A 23,655-nucleotide genomic window follows, 5' to 3' on the forward strand; every position below is an offset into this window, starting at 1 on the left:
ATGTTCATCGAAGAAGCACATGCACATGGCAACGAGCATTCGCCTTACCAGCTGAAACCCTTGGCATTGCTCTTGTCGATCATCTTCACGTCGACCGGAATCGCTTTCGGCACATTGGCGCCCCACTTCCTGGCCAGCGCAACGCCGAACGCGATACGCACCTGGTCGGCCGGAAATTGCGCGGACGTTTCGATGAACTTCGAATTCGGCTTCTGGATCGCGGCAATCGCTTCCGGCGCACCGTCGACGCTGGTCAGCCTGATGTCCTTGCCCGACGATTCGATCGCCGAAAGCGCGCCCATCGAGCCGCCGTCGTTCACACTGAACACGCCCTTCAGATTCGGATGCGCCTGAATCATGTTCTCGGTGACGGACAATGCCGTCGCGCGTTCCTGCTTGCCGTTCTGCGTGTCCACGAGTTTGATGCCCGGCACTTTCGCCAGCGCCGCCTTGCAGCCGCGCACGCGTTCGAGAATCGGCACCACCGGAATGCCGTCGAGAATCGCCACTTCGCCGCTCCCGCCGATCGACTTCGCCAGGTAGTCGCAAGCCATCTCACCCGCGTCGAAATTCTTGGAGCCAACGAACGAATCGACCGGACCGTTCGCGTTCGCATCGACGGCGACCACTACCACGCCCGCTTTCTTGGCCGACGTCACGGCCGATTGAATGCCGGTCGAATCGGTCGGATTCACGAGCAGGATGTCGATCTTCTTTTGCAGCATGTCTTCGACGTCGCTCACCTGCTTGCTGACGTCATGATGCGCGTCTGTCACGACGACCGTCGCGCCAATCGACGCAGCCGCGTCGTTCAGCGCTTTTTGCATCGTCACGAAGTACGGGTTGTTCAGTTCCTGAAACGTCATGCCGATCTTCAACGGCGCGGCCTGTGCCGCCGGTGCGGCGATGAACGACAGGCCGAACGCGAGCGTTGCCCAAAGAGCGGTGCTGCGCGCGAAGGTCGTCAAGGATGTCTGCTTCGAGGTGGATTGCGTCATGGTTGTCTCCGTCATTGAACCTGTTCGATTAGGTGAGCACGTCCCTCACGCTGTCTGCGGACAGTGCGATGGGGTTGAAACGCGGGTAAGTTGGAACGCTTCGGGTTTAGGCGCAGCGTGGAAGGACTACGTCGGCGGACAGGCAGCCGCGGCGCTGCGCGGCAAATCCGGCGCAAGCACGATTGCGGGTGCATTGTCGATGCCCGCGCCGCGAGCGGCAGCTTCTTCAGAAGCGTCGCGGCTCGCGTCGTTCAGCTGCTGATAGCGGCGGAAGGTCGAGGGCGCCATGCCTTTGACCGCGAGGAACTGCCGGTTGAAATTCGACAGGTTGTTGAAGCCCGCCTTGAAGCAGATATCGGTGACGCTCAGTTCATCGTCCGTGAGCAGTTGGCACGCGAGGTTGATGCGCATGCGGTTCACGTACTGCACGAACGGCAAGCCGGTATGACGGCGGAAGTAGCGCGAGAACGCACTCACGCTTTGTCCGGCGAGTTGCGCGAGATCCGATTCGCGCAGATCGTTGGCCAGGTTCTTGCCGATATACGAGAGCGCGTGATTGATGCGGGTCGACGCAAAACCGGTCGGGTCGGCCTGATAGGCGGGACTCGCGAGCGTCTCGCGGTCCTCGGCGTTCATCAGGATCTCGAGCATCGACATGAACAGCACAAGACGGCGCAGTCCGCGCGCCGCCAGCAATTCGAGAAACAACGGCTGGATCGCGGCGCTCGTTTCTGCACCGAACGACACGCCGCGGCGTGAATCGGCCAGCAGCGCCTCGACCTGGCGCCACTCCGGAAAACTGCTCATGCAACTCGACACGAACTCCTGCCCGAATTGAACGACCAGATTGCGTTGCGCAATCGTCTCGCCTTCCGGCACGTCGCTGACCCAGTTGTGCGGCAGGTTCGGCCCCATCAATACCAGGTTGCCGGGCGCAACGCTGCTGATATGGTCGCCGACGAACATCTTGCCGGTCGTCGCCACGATCAGATGGATTTCGTATTCCGGGTGAAAGTGCCAACGCACGGTGCGATACGGATAGCCGTGCGACCACACTTTGAAGGATTCGTCGCGCCGTACGGCGACGACTTCCAGATCGGGTTGCATTCGCGTCGTCCTCCATGAAGCGGCGTGTTGCGGGTGCCGCTGAGCTTCGTCTTGTATAGCGAAAAGTAGCGCCCAAAAGCCTGATCCACCACTAAAAATCAAACCGCGGACCGATACTTTTTTGCATTCGGGTTAGTCCTGGCGCGGCGAAAGTCAAATTTGATGCAATGCAATACGCACGGTGAGACACGTCCCATAACGCGCGGACGCCACGCGAGTCGCGCCGAAAATCCCGCCACGCCGCGCTGCGCCACGAAAAGCCGTCTACGTCGCCTTGACATTCGTTTCGCCGGGTACGATCATTCGCTCACAGACAGAGCAAATGCTCCACCTTAAGAAAAAACGCACGCGCCGAGCCGTGCGATCAAGGACATTCAGGAGACGCACATGAATAGCGGGCAAGGCAGCGGCGCGGCCGCACACGTGATCCTGCACATCGGCGCGGGATCGTTTCATCGCGCGCATCAGGCGTGGTATCTCCATCGGTTGAACGAAGCGAAAGTGGCGGGCGAGCCGCACTGGTCGCTGACGGTGGGCAATATCCGCAGCGACATGAACGCGGTGCTCGACGCGCTCGCCGCGCAAAACGGCGTCTATACGCTCGAAACCGTCACGCCGCAGGGCGAGCGCGCGTACGAGACGATTCGCTCGATCGAGCGCGTGGTGCCGTGGACCGAGAGTCTCGATGCGCTGATCGAAGCGGGCGCCGATCCGGCCTGCAAGATCATTGCGTTCACCGTGACCGAAGGCGGCTATTACCTCGACGAACAGGACGAACTCGACACGGCCAATGCCGATCTCGCGGCCGATCTGAACGGCGGCCACACCACGATTTACGGCGCGCTCGCGGCGATTCTGGACGCCCGCATGCAGCGGGGCGCCGGCCCGGTCACGCTGCAGACCTGCGATAACCTGCGCAGCAACGGCGAGCGTTTTCATGCGGGCATGAGCGAGTTTCTCGAACGGCGCGGCGCGAACTTACTGGCGCAATGGTTCGACGACAACACGGCGTGCCCGAGTTCGATGGTCGATCGCATCACGCCGCGCCCGACGCCCGACGTGCGCGAGCGGGTCAAAGCCGCCACCGGTGTCGACGATGCCTGCCCGGTGATGGGCGAATCCTTCATCCAATGGGTGATCGAAGACCGTTTCATCGCCGGGCGCCCCTCGTGGGAAAAGGTCGGGGCGGAACTGGTCGGCTCGGTGCTGCCGTACGAGGAAGCGAAGATCCGCATTCTCAACGCGACGCATAGCTGCGTTGCGTGGGCGGGCACGCTGGTCGGACTGAACTACATCCACGAAGGCACGCTCGATCCGGACATCAACAAATTCGCCTTCGATTACGTGACCGAAGACGTGATTCCGTGCCTCACGCCGAGCCCGCTCGATCTCGAACGCTATCGCGACGTGGTGCTCGAACGCTTCGGCAATCCCTACATCCAGGACACCAACCAGCGCGTCGCGGCCGATGGCTTTTCGAAGCTGCCCGGCTTTATCGCGCCGACGCTCGCGGAATGCTTCGAGCGCGGCGTCACGCCTGCGGCGACGGCGATGCTGCCGGCGCTGTTCTTCCGCTTCCTCGAGCGCTGGAACGCCGGGACGCTGCCGTATGCCTATCAGGATGGCGTGATGGACGAGCGCGTCGCCCGCGGTTTCTTTAGCGCGCCCGATCCGTTGCAGGCGTTCGCCGCCGACCGGCTGCTGTGGGGCAGCATGGCGCAGACGCCGGAGTTGGAATCGGCATTGGCGGGCGCATTGGCGCGTGTCGACGTGTGGCTGGCCAAACGCGGCGCGGCTTGACAAGCTTGACGTGCAGCGCCGGCAACCAGCGCCTCCGCTCCAATGTGGCGCATGGAGACACCGGCAACAACGGGCATCGCGGCACTCACCCAGCACGGCGCGCTGCGCGCCGTTCGGCAACGAACCACGCCGGTGCCAGGCTTAATGCGCATGGCACCGCTTGCCCTATGCGGCTAAAGTAGCGCATCCCTAACGACGAAGGTTTCGCGCCCATGTATCTCGGCATCGACCTCGGCACGTCCGAAGTGAAAGTCCTGCTGCTCGCCTCCGATGGACGCGTGATCGGCACCGCAGGCTCGCCCTTTACCGTTTCGCGTCCGCATCAGCGCTGGGCCGAACAGAATCCCGAAGACTGGTGGGCCGGCACGCGCGCGGCATTGGCCGCCTTGCGCGCCAAGCATCTCGACGAGTTCGCGCAGATTCGCGGCATCGGCCTCTCGGGGCAGATGCACGGGGCCGTGCTGCTGGATGCGCAGGATCGCGTATTGCGGCCCGCGATCCTGTGGAACGACATGCGCAGCGACAAGGAGTGCGCGGAACTCACCGAGCGCGCGCCGGAGTTGCACAGCGTGGCCGGCAATCTCGCGATGCCCGGATTCACCGCGCCGAAGCTGCTATGGGTTGCGCGCCACGAGCCGGAAATCTTCGCGCAAACCGCCTGCGTGCTGCTGCCGAAGGATTACCTGCGTCTGCAACTGACCGGCGGCAAGGTGTCCGATCCATCGGATGCAGCCGGCACGCTGTGGCTAGACGTCGCCAAACGCGACTGGTCCGATTCGCTGCTCGCCGCCTGCAACATGACGCGCGCGCAGATGCCTGGCTTGCGCGAAGGCAGCGCGCCGTCCGGCACCCTGCTTCCCGAGGTGGCGCGCGAGTTCGGTTTGAGCGACGGCGTGATCGTCGCGGCCGGCGGCGGCGACAATGCCACGAGCGCGATCGGCATCGGCGCGACGCAACCGGGCGACGGCTTCGTCTCGCTCGGCACGTCCGGCGTGTTGTGCGTGGTCGGCGACAGTTTCCGGCCGAACCCCGCTTCCGCGGTACACGCGTTCTGTCATGCCATTCCGGATCGCTGGCATCAGATGAGCGTGGTGCTGTCGGCGGCAAGTTGTTTGCGCTGGGTCTGCAAGCTGACCTCCACCGACGAGCCGACCCTGCTCGCCGAAATCGAGGCGCTCCCGGCGGAGGCGTTGAACACCGCGCCCCTCTTTCTGCCCTATCTGTCCGGTGAGCGCACGCCGCACAACGACCCGTACGCGCAGGGCGTGTTCTTCGGCATGAATCACGCGACCGATCGCGCCTTGCTCGGCTACGCGGTGCTTGAAGGCGTGACGCTCGCGCTCACCGACGGCCTCGACGCATTGCGCGCGGCCGGCACCGAAGCGAAGGCGCTGTCCCTGCTCGGCGGCGGCGCTCGCAGCGACTACTGGGCCCAACTGCTCGCCGATGCGCTCGACACCGCCACCCGCAAGCACGGCGGCGGCGAAACCGGCGCGGCGCTCGGTGCGGCTCGCCTCGGCTGGCTGGCGGCGGGCGGCGACCCGGCCAAGGTGCTGACCAAGCCGCCGATCGAAAAGGAGTTCACGCCGAACCCGCGACGGCACGCCGAACTGCGCAACCGGCTCGAAGCGTATCGCGCGCTCTACCGCCACGTGCGGCCGCTGTTCGACCCCGCGCGGCAACCGCTCGCCTGACCGGCAAAGCACAGCCGGTTCCCGTCGAGACGCGGGGACCGGCTGCTATCATCGGCGCACTTCAAGCGAACCGTTACCGTGCCCAAGTCCACAGAAAAATTAGATCTTGCTACCCGCGCCGCGTGGCTTTACTACGTCGCAGGCAATACCCAGAACGAGATCGCCGAGAAGCTGCAGGTGTCCCGCCCGGTCGCCCAGCGGCTGGTTGCCTTCGCGGTCGAGAAGAACCTGATTCGCGTGCGCGTCGATCACAAACTGGCCGATTGCCTCGCGCTCGCCGATCAACTGTCGAAACGCTACGGCCTGAGCATGTGCGAAGTCGTACCGATCGACAGCGACACGTCGGAAGAAGTCGACCGCAAGCTGGCCGTGGCCGGGGCGCAGATCATGGAACGCTATCTCAGCGAAGAAAAGCCGATGGTGGTCGCCGTGGGCAGCGGCCGTACGCTGAAGGCCGCAGTCGATCAGATCGCGCAGCTGGAGCGTCCTCAGCACCGGTTGGTATCGATGGTCGGGGCGATCGCCCAGGACGGCTCCTCGAACCGCTACGACGTCGCGCTGCACATTTCGGAGAAGACCGGCGGCAAGCATTTTCTGCTGCCCGCGCCCTTGCTCGCCGATAGCGAGGCCGAACGCGCGCAGTGGTGCAATCACCGGCTCTACCGGATCGTCGAATCGCTATTGGCCAAGGCGGATGTCGCGTTCGTCGGCGTCGGCAATATCGGGCCGAAATGTCCGTTGCACGAAGACGGCTTCATCACCTCCGCGGAGGTGAAGGAGTTGATGCAGAACCGTGCGGTGGCCGAAATGCTCGGCCTGCCGATCGATGCAGCCGGCGCGCACGTCGAATCGCCGACCGGCCGGCGCGTCACCAGCATCGCGCTCGACTCGCCGCCGCGGCGTCCCACCATCGGCTTTGCCGGCGGCGAGCGCAAGCGCGAGGCGCTGATCGCGGTGCTCAAAGGCGGCTGGTTGTCGGGACTGGTGACCGACGAGCTGTGCGCACGGGCCGCGCTCGAAGCCTGAGCGCGACGCGCAAAGACGGCTGCCTGCCGGGACTTGTTCGCGACGCGTGAGGCCCACGCGGGCGTCGCTCAAAAACTGTGCGGCGGCGGCTTATCCCGGGCGTGATTGAAGGAGAACGGCGGGGAAGCGGTGGGAAAGCGGCGCCCGCCGCTTCCCCATTCACCGGCTCACGCGGCCAGCACTTCGACGATCTTGCGCTGGAATGCCTTCCCTTCGCTGTCGAACAAATGACAGTGCTCAGGCGTCGCGCCGACCCGTTGTGTTTCGCCCTTGCTGTGGCGTTCGAGCGGCGGAATCCGCGCAATCAGGCCATCCGGCGCCACGCTCGACTCCGCATACAGGTACGCCGCATCGCCGAGCGACTCGACCGCCATCGTGCGCGCCGACACGCCGTCCTCGGTCATGCCGACGTGCAGATGCTCCGGACGAATGCCGACGGTCACCTTGTCACCTTGCTTCACCGTGCCCGGCTCCACCGCGACACGTTGCGTCTCGCCGGTTTCGTAGCGCACCGTGACGCCATCGCGCGTCACCGACTGCACGATGCCTTCCATGAAATTCATCTTCGGCGAGCCGATGAAGCCGGCGACGAAGCGATTGGCCGGCGCGTGATACAGCATGGTCGGGCTGCCGACCTGCTCCACATTGCCCGCCGACAGCACGACGATCTTGTCGGCCAGCGTCATGGCTTCGACCTGATCGTGCGTCACGTAGATCATCGTGGTCTTCAGCTCGTCGTGCAGACGTGCGAATTCGAGGCGCATCTTCACGCGCAAGGCGGCGTCGAGATTCGACAACGGTTCGTCGAACAGGAACACCTTCGGCTTGCGCGTAATCGCGCGGCCGATCGCAACGCGCTGACGCTGACCGCCTGAGAGCTGTTTCGGCTTGCGGTCGAGCAGATGGTCGATGTGCAGAATCTTCGCTGCATTGCGCACGGCGGCGTCGATTTCCGGCTTTTTGGTGCCGGCGAGTTTCAGGCCGAACGCCATGTTGTCGTACAGCGTCATATGCGGATACAGCGCGTACGACTGGAACACCATCGCGATGCCGCGCTTGGCGGGCGGCACGTCGTTCACGCGCGTGCCGTCGATGGTCAGATCGCCGCCGCTGATGTCTTCGAGGCCGGCGATCATCCGCATCAGCGTCGATTTACCGCAACCGCTCGGGCCCACGAACACGACGAATTCGCCGTCCAGGATGTCGAGGTTGATGTCGCGCATCACTTCGTTGTCGTCGTAGGCTTTTCTGATGTTGCGCAGAGTTACGCTTGCCATGATGTGTCTCCGTGTATTGCTGTCTGTTGCTAACGATGCTTCAGCTGCTGCGGCTACGGTTGCCTATGTGGCTTGCCTTGCTTGCCTTGCTTCCCTATCTTCAGCAGCTGCATTGATTCGCTTCTCTGTACGCTGTTCAAGTCCTGCTCATTTGCTTTGACCTCCAGCGCTTACGGCGTCGCTGCCGTCGCGCTCAGCGTCCATTGCGCGACCAGGTCCGGCAACTGCAGCATGTCGTCGAATACGGTGCGCGCGCCCGCCGCATGCAAGGCGTCGATCTGCGCGTCACTCGCATGGCCGCCGCCGATAAAGCCCAGCACCGTCATGCCCGCCGCCGTCGCCGCCGTCACGCCCGTCACGCTGTCCTCCACCACGAGGCACGCGGACGGCGCAAGGCCGAGACCACGCGCGGCAGCGAGATAGACATCGGGCGCGGGCTTCGGATTCGGCACCGCATCGGCGCAAAAGAACCGGCTGCCGAAGAACTTCGCGAGGCCCGTGCGCGCCAGCACGTTCTCCACATACGGCCGGTAACTGTTGCTCGCGCATGCCTTGGTGAGCGGCACCTGCGCCAGCGCAGCCTCGATGCCGACGACCGCCGGCGCCTGCATCGCCGCCGCTTCCACCGCTTCGCGGATGGCCTCGATATCCTCGGCGCCGAGGCTCTTGCCCAGTTGCGCCGCCGTGCCTTGCAACACCTTTTCGATGCGCAAGCCGAGCAGCGGCAGCACCACCGGCTCGACGTCGACATCGGGCCAGCGCGCTTCGAGTTCGTGCACCAGCATGCGCGCCGCCACGGCTTCGCTGTCGATCAGCACGCCGTCGCAATCGCAGATCAGCGCGAAATGACCTACCGTCGTGCCTGCGGTCATTTGACCGCCCCAAAGGTGAGGCCGCGCACCAGTTGCTTCTGCGACAGCCATCCGACAATCAGGATCGGGGCGACCGCGAGCAGCGAGGCAGCGGAGAGCTTGGCCCAGAACAAGCCTTCAGGACTCGAATACGACGCGATGAACACAGTCAACGGCGCGGCGTTCGAACTCGACAGGTTGATACTCCAGAACGCTTCGTTCCACGACAGGATCACCAGCAGCAGCGCGGTGGAGGCGAGCCCCGGCAGCGACATCGGCATCAGCAGATAGACGATTTCCTGCCACGTCGCCGCGCCGTCGATCCGGCCTGCTTCGAGAATGTCGCGCGGAATTTCAGCGAAATACGTGAACGACATCCACACCGCAATCGGCAGATTGATCAGCGTGTAGACGATCACCAGACCGGACACCGTATCGAGCAGGCCGCTGTTTTTCCACAGCAGATAGATCGGCACCAGCACGCCGACCGACGGCATCATCTTGGTCGACAGCATCCACAGCAAGACTTTCTGCGTGCGGCGCGTCGGAAAGAAGGCCATCGCGTAGGCAGCCGGCACGGCGAGAATCAGACACAACACCGTGACGCCCACGGAAATCAGTATCGAATTCAACGCGAACGAAAAGTAATTGCTGCGCGCAAACACCTCGCGGAAGCTATCGAGCGTCGGGATGAAAAACAGCGACGACGAATACGCCTGCTGCTCCGTCTTGAATGCGGTGATCGTCATCCAGAAGATCGGGAAGAACAGCAGTAACGCGACCAGCCAGGCGATCACGCCGGGAATCCCGCGGCGAATCGCGGCGAACGGCGACTTGGCCGGCACGCTCATGGGCGCGGCGCCCGACGCAGAGGTAGAGGCAACGTGGCTCATTTTTCGTACTCCCCTTTCAGGTTCTTCGCGAGCATCCGCACAAGGAAGAACGACACGATGTTAGCCAGCACGACAGCCAGAATGCCGCCCGCCGAAGCGAGACCGACGTCGAACTGCTGCAGGCCCAGCGAATAGATCAGGTACGACAGATTGGTGGTCGCGGTGCCCGGGCCGCCGCCCGTGGTCGTATAGATTTCGGCGAAGATCGACAGCAGGAAAATCGTCTCCATCATCACCACCACCGCGATCGCCCGTTTCAGGTGAGGCAGCGTGATGTAGAAGAACATCGAGAACGGCCCTGCGCCGTCGATGCGCGCCGCCTCCTTCTGCTCCTGATCGAGCGACTGGATCGCAGTGAACAGAATCAGGAACGCGAACGGCAGCCACTGCCACGCGACGATCATGATCACGGCCGTGAGCGGATAGTCGGCGAACCAGTCGATCGGCTGCAGGCCGATCGAGCGCATGCCCTGCGCAATCAGGCCGTACACCGGATGCAGGATCATGTTCTTCCAGATCAGCGCGCTGACCGTCGGCATCACGAAGAACGGCGCGATCGCCAGCAGCCGCGCGATGCCCTGACCGTAGAACTTACGGTCGAACAGGATCGCCATCAGCACGCCGCCGACCACCGTGATCACCAGTACGGAGACGATCAGTTCGAGCGTGTGCCCGATCGACGGTCCGAACGATGGATCGCCGGCGAGAAACTTATAGTTGTCGAACCCGGCGAAACCCTTGAGATCCGGATTCAACAGGTTGTAGCGCGAGAACGAGAACCAGATTGTCATCGCCAGCGGAATCGCCATCCACAGCACGAGCACTGCGACGGAGGGCGAGACTAGCCAGCGGGCGGAATTGGCTTTGCGGACTTCGCGTTCTTTTTCTGTCTGGGGATGGGCATGCATGAGAGGTAGGCGCAGAGGACGCATGATTGACCACCTGTTCGGTAATGCGCGGGCCGTCCGGCGAAGCCACCGCCTTAGCCGCATCACTCACCGCGACGCCATGCGAAGTCGCGGCGCGTGGGTGACGAGTCAGTGGCGAGGACGGCCCGCTGTGCTGCGTGAGCCGGCTGACGGGCGTCAGCCGGCGCGTTTCACGTTACATTCCAGTGCCGGCAGGTCGGCTTACTTCTGATAGCCGGCCTGCTTCACCGCGCGGTCCGCGGTCGCCTGGCCGGCTGCCAGCGCCTGATCGATCGACATCTGACCAGCAACCGCGCCGGAGATGCTCTGACCGACCACGGTACCGAACGACTGGAACTCAGGGATGCCAACGAACTGCACACCGGTGTACGGCACCGGCTTGAGCGTCGGGTGATCCGGATCCGCCGTTTCGATTGCCTTCAACACGAAGTCGCCGAACGGTGCAGCCTGTTTGTATTCAGGACGGGCGTAAGTGGATTGACGCGTTCCCGGCGGCACCGAGGCCCAGCCTTCGTCCTTCGCGACCAGCTCGATGTACTGCTTCGACGTGGCCCACGCAATGAACTTCTTCGCCGAGTCAGCCTGCTTCGACGACTTCGGAATCGCCAGCGCCCACGCCCACAGCCAATGCGAACCCCTCGGCGTGACCGCCGTCGGCGCCGCCGCGAAACCCACCTTGTCGGCGATCTGCGACTGCTGCTTGTTGTAGAGCATGCCGGCTGCCACCGTTGCGTCGATCCACATCCCACACTTGCCCGAGGACATCAGCGTGAGGTTTTCGTTGAAGCCGTTCGAGCTTGCTCCCGGAGGGCCGTCCTTCTTCAATAGATCGACGTAGAACGAAATGGCCTTCTTCCATTCCGGCGAGGTCAGTTGCGCTTGCCACTTTTCGTCGAACCAGCGGCCGCCGAAGGTGTTCACCACCGTCGTCGCGTACGCCATGTTTTCGCCCCAGCCGGCCTTGCCGCGCAGACAGATGCCGTAGATGCCGTTGGCTTTGTCGGTGAGCTTGTCGGCGAATTGAGCGATCTGTTCGTAGGTCGGCTGATCGGGCATCTTCAGGCCCTTCGCCGCGAACAGATCCTTGCGGTAATACGTCATCGAGCTTTCGACGTAGAACGGCAGCGCGTACAACTGACCGCCACTGGAGAGGCCGTCGCGGGCCGTCTTCACGACGTCGTTCAGATCGTAATCGGCGGGCAGGCCGGTGAGCGGCGTGAGCCAGCCGCGCTTGCCCCATTGCGGCGTTTCGTACGCACCGATCGTCATCACGTCGAACTGGCCGCTGCCGGTCGTGATGTCGGTGGTGGCGCGTTGACGCAGTACGTTTTCTTCGAGAATCACCCAGTTGAGCTTGATATCCGGATTCGCCTGCTCGAAGGCGGGCGAGAGCTTCTTCAGCTCGATCATGTCCGGATTGTTCAACGTGGCGATGGTCACCGTCGCCGCTGACGCGCTCAGCGCAAAGCATGCAAACGCGCCGGCACTGAGCGCCTTCAGCGCGGATTGGGTAGCAGGTTTCATGTGTTGTCTCCTTTCTCGTACGTTATGTGATGCTGCGTTTGTTCTACGAAAATGACGATCGGTAAGGCGGGTGGGTCAAGCGGGTTCGGCTCGGCCACGCTGCTATTCGCTCAACTCATCCAGTTCCCGCCGTCGACGTTCAGGGTTTGCGCGGTGATGTAGTCGGCATCCGCCGACGCGAGAAACAGCGCGGCGCCGGTCAGATCGTCCGGCACCCCCATGCGGCCGAGCGGCACCGCTTCACCGACGAGGCGCTTCTTCTCGCCGAGCGGCCGGTTTTCATAGCGGGCGAAGAGCGCGTCGACTTCTTTCCACATCGGCGTATCGACGACGCCCGGCGCGATGCCGTTCACATTGATCTGGTGCGGCGCGAGGGCGAGCGCTGCGGATTGCGTATAGCTGAGTACGGCGGCCTTGGTTGCGCAGTAGTGCGACACCAGCGCCTCGCCGCGCCGCCCGGCTTGCGACGACATATTGATGATCTTGCCGCCGTGGCCCTGCTCGACCATTTTCCGCGCGACGGTTTGCATCAGGAAGAACATGCCCTTCACGTTGACCGCGAAGAGGCGGTCGAACACGTCCCAGGATTCATCGAGGATCGGGCGCATATCGAAGAGCGCCGCGTTGTTGAACAGGATATCGACCTGGCCGAAGCGCTCCAGCGTACTCGCGAGGATGCGTTCGATATCGTCGCGGCGCGTCACGTCGGCGCTGACGGTCAGCACGCGGTCGCCATAAGCGGCGCGCAACGCGTCGCCGAAACTGTCCGCCGGTTTGACGTCGACCAGCACGCAGCGCGCGCCTTCGTCCAGATAGCGGCGGGCCACGGCTTCACCGATTCCGCTTGCCGCGCCCGTCAGAATGGCCACCTTGTCTTGCAATCGTGCCGCCACTGCCTGTCTCCGGTTCGTTTCGCTTCTTGAGGCGCGGTGAGCGAACGCTCGTTGCGCGAACAATTGCTCTGTTAGTGATCGAATGATCGGATACGGACCGGGTCATGTCAAGGCGCTCGACCAGATTTCGATGGTGCAGCGCGTCAGGACCGCCACGCATCCCGCCACGCCCCCTCTTCCGGCCTCGATCGGCATAAATATGAGAAATCGAAGACCGCCGATCTGCTTTCTGCTCAAGTCGCTGACAAAAATTCGAGATACGTTATATCATTTCGAACTCGCTCAGCTTCAGCGGCGCAACGACCTGCGCGCGGCATCGCCGGTACGCAGGCATGAACGGCGGCGCAAACGCCCCCATGAACGCCGAAGCGCGCCGCTCACAAGGTTTGCAGTTCATTCAACTCTCACGCAGCAGGACACAACGATGAAGAAATTCGGCTCGATGTTGAACGGGGCGCGCCGTGCGCTGAAGCTGTCGAAGACCGTAGCCATGGGCGCGGCGGTCGCTGCTGCTGTCTCGCTCAGCCAAGGCGCGTTAGCCGCGGATGCGAAAATCCCGGTGGTGGCAGCGGAAAACTTTTATGGTGACGTCGTGCAGCAGCTGGGCGGCGAGCGCGTCGACGTGACGAGCATCCTCAGCAATCCGGATCAGGACCCGCACCTGTTCGAAGCCAGCCCGAAGACGGCGCGCGCCTTGCAACATGCGAGCCTTGTGGTCTACAACGGCGCCGACTACGATCCGTGGATGGCGAAACTGCTGGCCGCGTCCAAGGGCTCGAGTCGCACGACGATCGTTGCCGCCGAGCTGACCGGCAAGAAGAGCGGCGATAATCCCCACCTCTGGTACGACCCGGCCACCATGCCGAAAGTGGCGCGCGCCGTGAGCGCGGCGCTCGTCGCGGCTGACCCGGCGCACAAGTCGGCGTACGATGCGAACCTCGCGAAGTTTCTCGATTCGCTGAAACCCATCGACGCCAAAGTCGCCGATCTGCATGGCCGCTACGCCGGTGTACCGGTGACGGCGACCGAGCCGGTGTTCGGCTATATGTCGGACGCGGTAGGCCTCTCGATGCGCAATCTGCGCTTCCAGATGGCGACGATGAACGACACTGAAGCAAGCGCGGCCGATATCGCCGCGTTTGAACGCGATCTGCGCGAAAAGCGCGTGCGCGTTCTGATCTACAACAGCCAGGCAACCGAGGCCCTGACCAAACGCATGTTGAAGCTCGCGCAGCAATCGAAGGTGCCGACCCTGAGCGTCACCGAAACCGAACCGGCCGGCAAGACCTATCAGACGTGGATGCTGACGCAGCTCGACGCGCTGGGCACGGCGCTGGGCGCGGCCGATGCGGGCGGAGCAAATGCGGCGGCGGCCACTGCCAAAGGAAAAACCCAATGACCGAAACTGGCCGCAGCACGCCAGCTGACGTATCAACCAGCGCACCCGGCAACTCGCCCGTGCTCGAACTCGAGCGCGTGACGCTCGAACTCGGCGACCGCACGATTCTGCGCGACGCCGGCTTCGTGGTGAACCAGGGCGAATTCATCGGCGTGCTCGGGCCGAACGGCGCGGGCAAGACCACGCTGATGCGCGCCGTGCTCGGCCTCGTGCCGGCCGCGAGCGGCGCGATCCGCGTGCTGGGGCAGCCGGTGGAACGCGGCAACGCGTCGATCGGCTATATGCCGCAGACTCGCAGTGCGCTGGCCGGGCGCCGCGTGCGCGGCCGCGACTTCGTCGCCATGGCCGCCGATGGACACCGCTGGGGCCTGCCCCATGCGGACAGCAAAACCCGCGCGGATGTCGAACGGGTGCTCGATCTGGTGGGCGGCCGCCAGCTGGCCGAGCGGCCGTTGTCGGAACTGTCGGGCGGCGAACGGCAGCGTCTGCTGCTCGCGCAATGCCTGCTCGGCAACCCCAAACTGCTGCTACTCGACGAACCGCTGATCAGCCTCGATCCGCATCATCAGAAGAGCGTGGTGGAACTGGTGCGGCGCGTGCAGCAGGAACTCGGCATCGCCGTGCTGTTCTCGGCGCATGAACTGAATCCGCTTCTGCACGCGCTCGATCGCGTGCTGTATCTCGGCAGCGGCGTCGCCGCGCTCGGCACCGTCGACGAAGTCATTACGAAGCCGGTACTGTCGCGTCTCTATGGCTCGCCGATCGACGTGATGCGCGTGAACGGCCGCATCTTCGTGATGTCGGGCGACGTCGAAGTCGAAAAACACGATCACGAGCACGAACACGACGAGAACGGCGGCCATGGCCACTCGCACTCGCACGGGCATGCCCATTCGCACGACCACGGTGGCGCGCACAGCCACTCACACCAGCACGACTCACGCGACGGACACAAGCACGATGTTTGAATACGATTTCATGGTGAACGCGTTCGCGGCGTCGGGGATCGTCGCGGTGCTGGCAGGCGTGGTGGGCTATTTTCTGGTGATGCGCGGGCAGACCTTCGCGGGTCACGCGCTCTCGCACGTCGGCTTCACGGGTGCGACCGGCGCGGTGCTGATCGGCATCTCGCCGATCTGGGGGATGATCGGCTTCACGCTTGCAGCAGGCGTCGGCATGGGCGCGCTCGGCGAGAAACTGGCCGGGCGCGATGTCGCGATCGGCGTGATCCTGTCGTTGTCGCTCGGTTTCGGCTTGCTGTTCCTGCACTTCTTCACCGCGTACGCGACCCAGGTCACTGCGCTGCTGTTCGGCAACGTGCTCGGCGTGAATGCGTCGACGCTCGGCGTGCTGGCGGCGTTGGGCGTCATCAGTTTGCTGGCGCTCGCGGCGATCATGCGACCCTTGCTGTTTGCTTCGTTGCAGCCGGAATTGGCGGAAGCCAAAGGTGTGTCGCTGCGCAAGATGTCGGTGCTGTTTCTCTCGATTGCCGCGCTTGCCGTGGCGGCGTGCACGCAGATTGTCGGCGTGCTGCTGGTGTTCACGCTGATGGTGGGGCCGGCCGCCGCCGCGCAAAACATGACGACGCGGCTCTCGACCGGGCTCGTGCTCGCCGCCGTGTTCGCGCTGGTGCAGGCGTGGCTCGGTCTGACGCTCGCGTTCTATACCGACTGGCCGACGAGCTTCTGGATCACCGTGCTGTCGGCGCTGGTGTATGGCGGGAGTTTGCTGCGCCGGCGTTGAAGCGGCGTTGAAGCGGTGTTGGTACGTTGAGCGGCTAACTGAGCGTACCGGCTCCATGGTCACATTGTCGCATTCGCCGTTGGCAACGATCCGGCAATGGCGGCAATACATCAGCGTGCCGCCGCCATCGCCGTGCGGGATGTCAACCGAGCAGCACGCTCGCGTGATGGGCGAGATGATCCTCGATGAACGTCGAGATGAAGTAGTACCCGTGGTCGTAGCCCGCATGACGGCGCAAGGTCAGCGGCTGTCCCGCGGCCTTGCACGCAGCTTCGAACACATCCGGGTTCAACTGCTCGGCGAGAAACTGATCCGCCAGCCCCTGATCGACCAGAATCCCCTCCGCGAACTTGCGCGGCGCGTGGGCGACCAGCTCGCTCGAGTCGTACTGCCGCCACGCTTCACGGTCTTCGCCTAGATACCCGCTGAACGCCTTCACGCCCCACGGGCACTGCGAAGGCGCGGCGATCGGCGCGAACGCCGACACCGACCGATAGATCTCCGGGTTGCGCAGCGCCAGCATCAACGCGCCATGACCGCCCATCGAATGCCCGAAGATGCCCAGACGCGCACCGTCCAGCGGTAAATTCGCGAGCACTGTTTCGCGCAGTTCGTCGCGCACGTACGAGTACATGCGGTAGTGCTTCGCCCACGGCTGCTGCGTCGCGTTGACGTAAAAGCCCGCGCCCACGCCGAAGTCCCACGCCGCGCTTTCCCCCGGCACGCCCGCGCCGCGCGGACTGGTGTCCGGCGCGACGAGAGCGATGCCGTGCTGCGCCGCGAAGCGCTGCGCGCCCGCCTTGATCGGGAAGGTTTCCTCGGTGCAAGTCAGCCCGGCGAGGTAGAACAGCGCGGGCACATTCGCGTTGGCCTGCAAAGCCTGCGGCGGCAGATAGACCGAGAAGCGCATCGGCAGACCGACGGTCTGCGAGTCGTGCCGGTAGATCCGCTGCTCGCCGCCGTGGCAGGCATGCGAGGACAATAGTTCAAGCATCGACAGGCTCCTTTCTGTGCCGGCTCACTGATGCGTCACCGACGCATCAGTGACGCATTGGTTGCGCACTAGTGCCGCGTTAGTACAGCACGACCGAGCGGATCGACTCGCCCTTCTTCATCAGATCGAAGCCTTCGTTGATGCGCTCGAGCGGCAGACGGTGCGTGATCAGGTCGTCGATGTTGATCTTGCCTTCCATGTACCAGTCGACGATCTTCGGCACGTCCGTGCGGCCGCGTGCGCCGCCGAATGCCGAGCCCTTCCACTCGCGGCCCGTCACCAGCTGGAACGGACGCGTGCTGATCTCCTCGCCCGCCGCCGCCACGCCGATGATGAACGACTGCCCCCAGCCCTTGTGCGTGCACTCCAGCGCCTGACGCATCACCTTGGTGTTGCCGATGCATTCGAACGAATAGTCCGCGCCGCCGTCGGTGAGTTGCACGATGTGGTCGACCACGTTCTCGACTTCGTTCGGGTTGATGAAGTGGGTCATGCCGAATTTCTTCGCCAGCTCAATGCGGCCCGGATTGAGATCGACGCCGATGATCTTGTCCGCGCCGACCATCTTCGCACCCTGGATCACATTCAGGCCGATGCCGCCCAGGCCGAACACCACCACGTTCGCGCCCGCTTCGACTTTGGCCGAGTACACGACCGCGCCCACGCCCGTCGTCACGCCGCAGCCGATGTAGCAGATCTTGTCGAACGGCGCGTCTTCACGCACTTTCGCGACCGCGATTTCCGGCACGACGATGTAATTCGAAAACGTGGAGGTGCCCATGTAGTGAAACAGCGGCTTGCCGTCCAGCGAGAAACGCGAGGTGGCGTCGGGCATCAGGCCACGGCCTTGCGTCGAGCGGATCGCCTGGCAAAGATTGGTCTTGCGCGACAGACAGAATTTGCATTGGCGGCATTCCGGCGTGTACAGCGGAATCACGTGGTCGCCCTTCTTCAACGTGCCCACGCCCGGACCCACGTCGACGATCACGCCCGCGCCTTCGTGGCCGAGAATCGCCGGGAAGATGCCTTCAGGATCGGCGCCGGAGAGCGTGTAGTAATCGGTGTGGCAGATGCCCGTCGCTTTCACTTCGATCAGGACTTCACCGGCGCGCGGGCCTTCCAGATCCACTTCTTCGATCGTCAACGGGGCGCCGGCTTTCCATGCGATTGCTGCTTTGGTTTTCATCGTGAATGCTCCTGTGAGTCTGTGAATGCCTGGCGCGTCGCGCTGAGATATCGTGCGGCGTGCCGGTGTCGCGGTTCGCTTATGCAGTTATTCGGTCAAGCAGTTATTCGGCTATGCAATTATTTCGTGTGCCGGACCAGGGACGGACGGTGTCGTTGCCGCCCGGCATCGTTCGCCGGCCTCTACCTTAGCGTGCGAAAGCCGTCATGGTATTGCAAAGTGCGTCGCGGCATTGTCTGTAGCTGACATCGCGTTGCTCAGCGAAGCGGCGTTTCGCCGAACCATGATTCGACGCGGCCATACAGATCGAGAAAACGCGCATAACGTTCGGCGAGCGCCGCGTCGCCTTGCGGTCCGGCAACACGCGTCGCACCCGGCGCCAGCGCGGCGAGGTCGCTCGCGTGCCAATGCCCGCCCGCCAATCCACCGAGGATAGCCGCGCCACGCGGCGCCGCGTTTGGACAATCCACGGCATACAGATCGACGTTCAGCGCGTCGGCGAGCAACTGCCGCCAGCGCGCATCGACCGAACCGCCGCCCGCGAGTTTCAGGCTCGTCACCGTCGCGCCGCTCGCACGGATCGCATCGAGGCCGGCACGCAGCGAGAACGCGACGCCTTCGAATGCGGCGCGCATCATCGTGCCGCGTGTGTGGTCGAGCGCAAGACCGAGCCAGCCGCCCCGTGCGGCCGGATTGAGCCACGGGGTGCGCTCGCCGGTGAGGTAGGGCAGGAAGGTGAGCCCTGCTTCGGCGCTGGCGATAGCGGCTGTTGTCTCGCCAAGGGCACCATCCGATGCGTTGCCGGCGAGACGGCTGGATGCATTGCCGATCGCAGCACTCGTCGCATCGCCGAACGCATCACGATAAGCATCAACCCATTCATACGACAGCCAGCCGCGCACGCGCTCCAGCGCGACGCCGACGTTTTGCATCGCTGCCATCCGATACCAGTGATCGCTCGCGGCTCGATAGCGATGCAAGCCTCTCACCGCTTGCGGCGCGTGTTCGGCGAGCACGACGATTTGTCCACCGGTGCCCGTGGTGAGCAACGCGTCGCCGTCACTCGCGAGACCACTGCCGAGGGCGGCACAGGGCGTATCGGCGGCGCCAATCGCGAGCACGATGCCGGCTCGCAGGCCCAGTTCCTGCGCAGCGTTTTGCGACAAAACACCGCCCGCCGCATAGGAAGGGGCAAGCGGCGCAAACCATTCGTTCGGCAATTCGAGCCGCTCAAGCAACGCCCGATCCCACACGCCCGCAGGATCGGCGAGCGCCGTCGCGCAGGCGTCGGAAGGATCGGTTGCAATCGCTCCACCCAGCGCGACGCGCAGCCAATCCTTCGGCTGCAGGGCCCAACGCGTCTTGCGCGCGGAGTGCGGCTCGTTCTGCACGATCCAGCGCAGCAACGGACCGGCCATGCCTGGCGCAACCGGATTCGGCTGCGGCTCGGGCCACTGATCGAGCCAGCCCAACGCACGCGTGTCGGGCCACAGCATCGCGGGGCGCACGGCTTCGCCATCGGCGTCGATCAACACGACGCCGTGCATCTGTCCGGAGAAGCCGATTGCTTGCACTTCACGGCGCAAACCGTCGGGCAAACGCGCCGCCGCGTCGCACAGCGCGCGCCACCAGGTTTGCACCGAGATTTCGGCCCATCCGGGATGCGGCGTTTCGAGTGCATACGCGACACTCGCCGCTGCCTGTTCGCAGCCGCTTTCGTCGACGATTGCCACTTTGAGGGAGCCGGTGCCGAGGTCGATGCCAAGAAAACTCATGGGCGATAGGACGTCAATTTGAGCCTGGGAATAAGCACGCGAGAGGTGCCTGGAACGGCGTATTTTCCATCACTGCTGCACGGTTCCGGAAACGCGCCCGAATGCACGCTGAAAACCGGGAATCGCGGGTTAACCCCGCCACGCCGCGAGCCGCGCAAAAACAGCACTATGCGTCGAGCGAGATACACCTCATTGATTCTCACACATAACCCGTCACCACGGGCGCGCGCGGTACGTGAACGCCCATCGCCGCCGCATGGGGCTGACGGCCGATTTGTGCGGCGCACGCATTTCTTTTGCCTTTCAAACGGGTCTCATCCATATCGTCGCCGGGAATGCCGGAATAGGCTCCAGTGGTCTTGTTGCAGTTTTTCGTTCCGCATACCTTGGAGCCATCCCAAAACGAGATGGTGGAGAGAGACAAAATGCAATCGAACACGGTTCACCCGTGCGACGAGCGACTGCCCGCGGGCCAGTTGCTGACGCTCGGCATTCAGCACGTTCTGGTGATGTACGCAGGCGCTGTTGCGGTGCCGCTGATCATCGGCGCGGCGCTGCAATTGCCGAAAGACCAGATCGCGTTCCTGATTAGCGCCGACCTGTTTTCCTGCGGCATCGCCACGCTGATTCAAACCCTCGGACTGTGGATCTTCGGCATCCGTCTGCCGGTCATCATGGGCTGCACGTTCGCGGCGGTCGGTCCGATGGTCGCGATCGGCACCAATCCGTCGCTCGGCATTCTCGACATCTTCGGCTCGACGATCGCGGCCGGCGTGATCGGCATCCTTCTCGCACCGGCGGTCGGCAAGCTGCTGCGCTTTTTCCCACCGGTGGTGATCGGCGTGGTGATCTCGGTGATCGGCCTCTCGCTGATGGAGGTGGGCATCAACTGGGCGGCCGGCGGCGTGGGCAATCCCGATTACGGCAACCCGATTTATCTGGGCCTGTCGCTCCTCGTGTTGATGCTGATCCTCCTGATCAACAAATTCGCCAAGGGCTTCCTCGCCAATATCTCGGTGCTGCTCGGCATCGTTGCGGGTTTCATCATCGCGCTGGCGCTCGGCCGCGTGAACATGGACGGCGTCACGCACGCGCCGTGGGTCGGCATCGTGATGCCGTTCCACTTCGGCCTGCCGCATTTCGATCCGCTCGCGATCGCGACGATGGTCACCGTGATGTTCGTCACCTTCATCGAATCGACCGGCATGTTCCTCGCGGTCGGCGACATGGTCGATCGTCCGGTGGATCAGAAGACGCTGGTGCGCGGTCTGCGCGTCGACGGTCTGGGCACGTTGATCGGCGGCATCTTCAATTCGTTTCCCCACACCTCGTTCTCGCAGAACGTCGGCCTGATCGGCGTGACGGGCGTGAAGAGCCGCTTTGTCTGCGCGATGGGCGGCGTGATCCTGGTGCTGCTGGGCCTGTTCCCGAAGATGGCGCAAGTGGTGGCCTCGGTGCCGGCCTTCGTGCTCGGCGGTGCGGGCATCGTGATGTTCGGCATGGTCGCGGCGAACGGCATCAAGGTGCTGGCCAAGGTCGACTTCGTGAAGAACCACCACAATCTGTTCATCGTCGCGGTCAGTATCGGCATGGGTCTCGTGCCGGTGGTGTCGCCGCAATTTTTCTCGAAGCTGCCGCCGGCGTTGTCGCCGCTCTTGCATAGCGGGATTTTGCTGGCGTCGGTGTCGGCGGTCGTGCTGAACCTGATCTTCAACGGCGTGAAGAGCGAGAAGAAGGCGCAGTGCGAAATTCGCAAGGCCGGACATGATTTCGACGGACGCGGCGGTGTTGAGTCGACGGGCGGCGATGAGATGCTGCGCGCGGTGGATCTGCACTGAGCGTCGGACTGCACGCAGCGCGGTTCGGCAGAGATTGCGCTGAGCGCGGGTGTTGAGCTGAGTTGGGCCGATCCCGGTTGAGTCGATCCGGGTTGACCTGAGTACCAACAAAAAAACGCCACGGCATGCCGTGGCGTTTTTTATTACCGGCGACACAGGACGGCTTCGCTGAAGCCGAAAACCGCCCTACGCGCCTGCCGCTACAAGACTCAACCCGCGGTCGCTGCCGAAGCCGCCGCCGGCGCACTCGCCGCACCGTAATCGACCGGTGCATCGGCCGGACGCGGCTGCTCGCCGGCCCGCTCGATCCAGCCGCCGCCGAGTGCCTGGTACAGCGTGACCAGGTTCTGCAGACGCTGCATGCGCGCGGTCACCAGCAACTGCTGTGCGGTATACAGATCGGTCTGCGCGGTCAGCACCGACAGATAGCTGTCGACGCCGTTCGTATAACGCAGATTCGACAGATCCAGCCGGCGCTGTTCGGCAAAGGTATTGCGCTCGAGTGCCTGGATCTGCTGGTCGTATGTGCCACGCGCCGCCAGCGCGTCCGCCACTTCGCGGAAGGCCGTCTGGATCGCTTTTTCATACGTCGCGATCTGGATGTTCTTCTGCACCGTGGCGAGGTCGAGATTGGCCTTGTTCTCGCCGCCTTCGAAAATCGGCAAGGTGATCGACGGCGCAAAGCTCCACGCTGCCGAACCCGGCTTGAACAGACCGCCGAGCGTCGGGCTCAGCGTGCCGAAACTGCCGGTCAGCGAGACTTTCGGGAAGAACGCCGCACGCGCCGCGCCGATGTTCGCGTTGGCCGCAAGCAGGTTCTCCTCGGCCTCCATGATGTCCGGACGACGTGTCAGCAGATCGGACGGCAGACCCGCCGGAACATCCGTCAGCAGGTTCTGATTGTCCAGCGACATGCCGGCCGGCAGATCGTCGGGCAACGGCTCGCCGAGCAGCAACACGAGTGCGTTATCCGCCTGGGCCCGCAGACGCGCCTGCGACTGCAGGTTAGAGTTCGCCTGCTCGACTACCGTTTGCGCCTGCCGCAGGTCCAGTTCCGAACCCGTGCCGTTGTCGAACTGCAGCTTGGTGATCCGGTATGACTCCTGCGCGGTCTTGAGCGTGTTCTGCGTAACCTTCAGCAGATCGTCCAGCTCGAGCACCGTCATGTACTGATTCGCCACCTGCGAGACCAGCGAGATTTCCGCGGCCTTGCGTGCCTGAGCGGTAGCGAGGTATTGAGCCAACGCCTGATCCTTCAGACTCTGAAGCCGCCCGAAGAAGTCGATCTCCCAGGAGGCGTTCAGCCCCACCGAGTAAGTGTTGCTGATCGTCAGGCCGGTGGACGACAGATCTTTCGGCGTGCGCTGCTTGGTTTGCGACGCCGCGGCGTCCAGCGTCGGGAACAGCGCCGCACGCGTGATCCGGTACTGCGCCTGCGATGCCTGGATGTTCAGCACCGACACGCGCAGATCGCGGTTGTTCTTCAGCGCGATTTCGATCAGCCGCTGCAAACGCGCATCGACGAAGAAATCACGCCAGCCGATATCGGCGGCCGCCTGGCCGTTCGCGGTACGCGAGCCACCCGCCGCGCCCGGCTGCGTGTCGTACACGCCGCCGGCCGGGAAGGTCGCCGTCACGGGAGCATCCGGGCGATGGTACTTCGGCGCCATCGTGCAACCCGCGGCGAACAGCGCAACCGCCACTGCAATCAAAGAGTGTTTTTGCATC

General features: G+C 63.8%; 20 protein-coding genes. 7 read left to right on the forward strand and 13 right to left on the reverse strand.

Annotation, left to right across the window (positions count from 1 at the left end; all coding sequences use genetic code 11):
- Positions 1-44: 44 nt before the first annotated feature.
- Together DSC91_RS22315 and DSC91_RS22320 are read right to left on the reverse strand one after the other, a co-directional pair.
- Complete coding sequence (locus DSC91_RS22315) at positions 45-998, reverse strand: ABC transporter substrate-binding protein (protein WP_115780902.1); 954 nt, start codon at positions 996-998, stop codon at positions 45-47.
- 126 nt (positions 999-1,124) lie between these two features.
- A complete protein-coding gene (locus DSC91_RS22320) occupies positions 1,125-2,105 on the reverse strand; it encodes an AraC family transcriptional regulator (protein ID WP_115780903.1) in 981 nt (326 codons plus the stop codon).
- Between the two features lie 387 nt (positions 2,106-2,492).
- Between DSC91_RS22320 and dalD the strand changes: the two genes are divergently transcribed.
- From dalD to DSC91_RS22335, 3 genes are all read left to right on the forward strand, one after another.
- Positions 2,493-3,905: a D-arabinitol 4-dehydrogenase gene (gene dalD / locus DSC91_RS22325; protein WP_115780904.1), complete on the forward strand. Its 1,413-nt coding sequence runs from the start codon at positions 2,493-2,495 to the stop codon at positions 3,903-3,905.
- A gap of 212 nt (positions 3,906-4,117) precedes the next feature.
- Positions 4,118-5,599, forward strand: coding sequence for a xylulokinase (gene xylB / locus DSC91_RS22330; RefSeq protein ID WP_115780905.1), 1,482 nt, complete (start codon positions 4,118-4,120; stop codon positions 5,597-5,599).
- A gap of 78 nt (positions 5,600-5,677) precedes the next feature.
- Entirely contained in the window at positions 5,678-6,625 is a 948-nt protein-coding gene (locus DSC91_RS22335; protein ID WP_115780906.1) for a sugar-binding transcriptional regulator, read from the forward strand.
- Between the two features lie 167 nt (positions 6,626-6,792).
- Here DSC91_RS22335 and DSC91_RS22340 read toward each other — a convergent pair whose 3' ends face one another.
- The 6 genes from DSC91_RS22340 to DSC91_RS22365 form a co-directional block, all read right to left on the reverse strand.
- The gene (locus DSC91_RS22340) at positions 6,793-7,902 is read right to left on the reverse strand and encodes an ABC transporter ATP-binding protein (protein WP_115780907.1); all 1,110 of its coding nucleotides are present in this window, start codon (positions 7,900-7,902) and stop codon (positions 6,793-6,795) included.
- 170 nt (positions 7,903-8,072) lie between these two features.
- Positions 8,073-8,774 (reverse strand): HAD family hydrolase, encoded by a 702-nt coding sequence (locus DSC91_RS22345; RefSeq protein ID WP_115780908.1) that lies wholly within the window; start codon positions 8,772-8,774, stop codon positions 8,073-8,075.
- Positions 8,771-9,604 carry a carbohydrate ABC transporter permease gene (locus DSC91_RS22350; protein ID WP_373291895.1) on the reverse strand — a complete coding sequence of 278 codons (834 nt, stop codon included), beginning with the start codon at positions 9,602-9,604 and terminating at the stop codon, positions 8,771-8,773. The genes DSC91_RS22345 and DSC91_RS22350 overlap by 4 nt, the downstream gene beginning before the upstream one ends.
- A gap of 38 nt (positions 9,605-9,642) precedes the next feature.
- On the reverse strand, positions 9,643-10,578 hold the full coding sequence (locus tag DSC91_RS22355; RefSeq protein WP_115780910.1) for a carbohydrate ABC transporter permease: 936 nt from the start codon (positions 10,576-10,578) through the stop codon (positions 9,643-9,645).
- A gap of 198 nt (positions 10,579-10,776) precedes the next feature.
- The gene (locus DSC91_RS22360; RefSeq protein ID WP_115780911.1) at positions 10,777-12,099 is read right to left on the reverse strand and encodes an ABC transporter substrate-binding protein; all 1,323 of its coding nucleotides are present in this window, start codon (positions 12,097-12,099) and stop codon (positions 10,777-10,779) included.
- Between the two features lie 110 nt (positions 12,100-12,209).
- Positions 12,210-12,992, reverse strand: coding sequence for an L-iditol 2-dehydrogenase (locus DSC91_RS22365; RefSeq protein ID WP_115780912.1), 783 nt, complete (start codon positions 12,990-12,992; stop codon positions 12,210-12,212).
- A gap of 424 nt (positions 12,993-13,416) precedes the next feature.
- Between DSC91_RS22365 and DSC91_RS22370 the strand changes: the two genes are divergently transcribed.
- From DSC91_RS22370 to DSC91_RS22380, 3 genes are read left to right on the forward strand one after another with little or no spacing between them, the layout of a single operon-like run.
- Positions 13,417-14,391 carry a metal ABC transporter solute-binding protein gene (locus DSC91_RS22370; RefSeq protein ID WP_115780913.1) on the forward strand — a complete coding sequence of 325 codons (975 nt, stop codon included), beginning with the start codon at positions 13,417-13,419 and terminating at the stop codon, positions 14,389-14,391.
- Positions 14,388-15,359 carry an ABC transporter ATP-binding protein gene (locus tag DSC91_RS22375; protein ID WP_115780914.1) on the forward strand — a complete coding sequence of 324 codons (972 nt, stop codon included), beginning with the start codon at positions 14,388-14,390 and terminating at the stop codon, positions 15,357-15,359. Before DSC91_RS22370 ends, DSC91_RS22375 begins: the two co-directional genes overlap by 4 nt.
- On the forward strand, positions 15,352-16,134 hold the full coding sequence (locus DSC91_RS22380; protein ID WP_115780915.1) for a metal ABC transporter permease: 783 nt from the start codon (positions 15,352-15,354) through the stop codon (positions 16,132-16,134). Before DSC91_RS22375 ends, DSC91_RS22380 begins: the two co-directional genes overlap by 8 nt.
- A gap of 142 nt (positions 16,135-16,276) precedes the next feature.
- On the opposite strand, the gene fghA is transcribed toward DSC91_RS22380, so the two are convergent.
- From fghA to DSC91_RS37585, 4 genes are all read right to left on the reverse strand, one after another.
- Positions 16,277-17,128 (reverse strand): S-formylglutathione hydrolase, encoded by an 852-nt coding sequence (fghA, locus tag DSC91_RS22385; RefSeq protein WP_115780916.1) that lies wholly within the window; start codon positions 17,126-17,128, stop codon positions 16,277-16,279.
- Between the two features lie 79 nt (positions 17,129-17,207).
- Positions 17,208-18,314 carry an S-(hydroxymethyl)glutathione dehydrogenase/class III alcohol dehydrogenase gene (locus DSC91_RS22390; protein ID WP_115780917.1) on the reverse strand — a complete coding sequence of 369 codons (1,107 nt, stop codon included), beginning with the start codon at positions 18,312-18,314 and terminating at the stop codon, positions 17,208-17,210.
- A gap of 257 nt (positions 18,315-18,571) precedes the next feature.
- Positions 18,572-20,089 (reverse strand): xylulokinase, encoded by a 1,518-nt coding sequence (locus DSC91_RS22395; RefSeq protein ID WP_115780918.1) that lies wholly within the window; start codon positions 20,087-20,089, stop codon positions 18,572-18,574.
- A gap of 199 nt (positions 20,090-20,288) precedes the next feature.
- A complete protein-coding gene (locus tag DSC91_RS37585; RefSeq protein WP_162831451.1) occupies positions 20,289-20,513 on the reverse strand; it encodes a prephenate dehydrogenase in 225 nt (74 codons plus the stop codon).
- A 1-nt stretch (position 20,514) separates the two neighbouring features.
- Between DSC91_RS37585 and DSC91_RS22400 the strand changes: the two genes are divergently transcribed.
- Positions 20,515-21,927 carry a nucleobase:cation symporter-2 family protein gene (locus DSC91_RS22400; protein WP_162831452.1) on the forward strand — a complete coding sequence of 471 codons (1,413 nt, stop codon included), beginning with the start codon at positions 20,515-20,517 and terminating at the stop codon, positions 21,925-21,927.
- 209 nt (positions 21,928-22,136) lie between these two features.
- On the opposite strand, the gene DSC91_RS22405 is transcribed toward DSC91_RS22400, so the two are convergent.
- Positions 22,137-23,654 (reverse strand): efflux transporter outer membrane subunit, encoded by a 1,518-nt coding sequence (locus DSC91_RS22405; protein WP_115780920.1) that lies wholly within the window; start codon positions 23,652-23,654, stop codon positions 22,137-22,139.
- Position 23,655 lies beyond the last annotated feature (1 nt).

It is taken from the genome of Paraburkholderia caffeinilytica, from assembly GCF_003368325.1.
GTDB classification, from domain to species: Bacteria; Pseudomonadota; Gammaproteobacteria; order Burkholderiales; family Burkholderiaceae; genus Paraburkholderia; species Paraburkholderia caffeinilytica.